Source organism: Streptomyces hainanensis (assembly GCF_004348415.1).
GTDB classification, from domain to species: domain Bacteria; phylum Actinomycetota; class Actinomycetes; order Streptomycetales; family Streptomycetaceae; genus Streptomyces; species Streptomyces hainanensis.
On sequence record NZ_SMKI01000750.1, the window covers coordinates 1 to 2,209 of the forward strand.

Below are 2,209 nucleotides of genomic sequence, written 5' to 3' on the forward strand. Positions count from 1 at the left end.
GGGACGCCTTCGGCCGCGAGACCCGCACCACCACCCCCGCCGGCTACCGCACCGACCTCACCCTCAACCACCTCGGCCAGGTCGTCCGCACCGACGAGTACGGCAGAGGCGACACCGTGCTGCGCACCAGCAGCGCGGAGTACGACGCCGACGGCAACCAGATCGCGGCCGTCTCCGGCAGCGGCACGGAGACCACCTCTCGTTACGACGTCCTCGGCCGGGTCACCGAGCAGACCCAGCCGGTGGACGACGACACCACGGCCACCGTCGCCTTCGGCTACGACGCGGCCGGCAACCCCACCGCGATGACGGACGCCCGGGGCAACACCACCGAGTACACCTACACCCCGTGGGGCCAGCTCGAATCCACCATCGAGCCCGCCACCGACACCCACCCCGACCCGGCCGACCGCACCTGGACAACCGTCTACGACGCCACCGGCCAACCCGTCACCGAACTCCTCCCCGGCGGCGTTCGCCGCGACCGCGCCTACGACGACCTCGGCCGTCTCGTCCTGGAGACCGGCGCCGGCGCCGAAGCCGACACCACGGACCGCCGCTTCACCTACGACGCCGCCGGCCGGATGACCAGCCAGGCCACCAACGAGGTCACCGGCCTCGACACCTACACCTACAACGACCGCGGCCAACTCCTCACCACCGAAGGACCCAGCGGCACCGCCAACTACGCCTACGACCGCGACGGCAACATGACCGAACGCACCGACGCCGCGGGCACGGCGCGGTTCGCCTACAACGGGGACGGACGGCTGCGCTGGGCAGAACTCGACTCCGAACGCGGCTACGGCATCGACTTCGCCTACGACATCGACGGCCGGCCGGCGGCCGAGTCCTTCATCTCCGACGCGCCATCGGGGCAGGCCGCGACACGTGTGGCCAGCGTGGAGCCCATCCAGGTCCACGCCACCCGCAGCTTCACCTACGACGCGTTGGGCCGCCAGGCCACCGACCGCCTCGTCACCGGCACCGGCACCGCAGGAGCGGAGGTCGCCAGCACCCGCTACGCCTACGACCTGGACGACCGGCTGACCGAGAAGGAGACCACCGGCACGGCCGGCGCGGGACTGGAGACCTACGGCTACGACCTCGCCGGCCACCTGACCTCCTGGACCAGCGGCGACGACACCACCGACTACGCCTGGGACCTGGCCGGCAACCGCGTCACCGCCGGCGACGAGACCGCCACCTTCGACGAACGCAACCGCCTCACCACCATCGACGACACCACCTACACCTACACCCCCCGCGGCACCCTCACCACCGTCGGCGACCGCACCCTCACCCACGACGCATTCGAGCGCCGCATCACCGACGGCGACACCACCTACCGCTACGACTCCCTCGACCGCGTCACCCACCACGACGACACCGCCTTCACCTACGACGGCGGCTCCAACAACCTCATCTCCGACGGCACATCCCTCTACCGCCGCACCCCCGACGGGACCCTCCTCACCACCGACGACAACCCCGTCCTGACCGACCAACACACCGACGTCGTCGCCACCCTCACCGACAACGGCGCTGCCCTCGAGGCTTCCCGCGCCTTCTCGCCCTTCGGCGAGGTCACCGCCTCCGACGGCACCTCCCCCAACCTCGGCTACCAGTCCGGCTGGACCGACCCCGCCTCCGGCGACGTCAACATGGCCGCCCGCTGGTACCAGCCCGGCACCGGCGCCTTCGCCTCCCGCGACACCTGGAACGTCGAACCCAACCGCTACGCCTACATCGCCGGCTCCCCCCTCAACGGCACCGACCCCAGCGGGCACTTCGTGGAATGCCGGGCCGGGACGGTGTTGGTGAGCTGCCGGCCCAACCTGCCCAACCTGGGACAGGCGGTGTCGAACGCGGCGCGCAGTGCGGCCAGGAACCCCCTCAAGACCGCGCTCAGATGGGGCGCCAGAAGCAACCCCGCCGGCCTGGCGCTCTCCCTGCTGCCCGGCTCGACGAGCATGAAAGTCCGGTTTCCCGGTCTGGTTCGGGGCTCCACCTCCCTCGACGGCCTGACCGACACCTCCAGCATGGCCGCGGCCCTGCGCAGGCAGGCCGCCGACCAACAGCGCCAGGCCGTGCTCGCGTGGGTTCGCAACGTGCTCGCGAGGTTCGGAAGCAGCCGCGCGGACGGGAACGTCGGGATCAGCAACAGCCTCGTCACCAGCTGGTTCGGCGGCGGCGGCGGCGGTGGGGG

The 2,209-nt window shown here is 71.4% G+C and carries 1 protein-coding gene; it reads left to right on the forward strand.

What is annotated here, in order from left to right; all coding sequences use genetic code 11:
* The coding region (locus E1283_RS39625) for an RHS repeat-associated core domain-containing protein (RefSeq protein WP_165956363.1) at positions 1 to 2,209 on the forward strand (2,209 nt) is incomplete at both ends.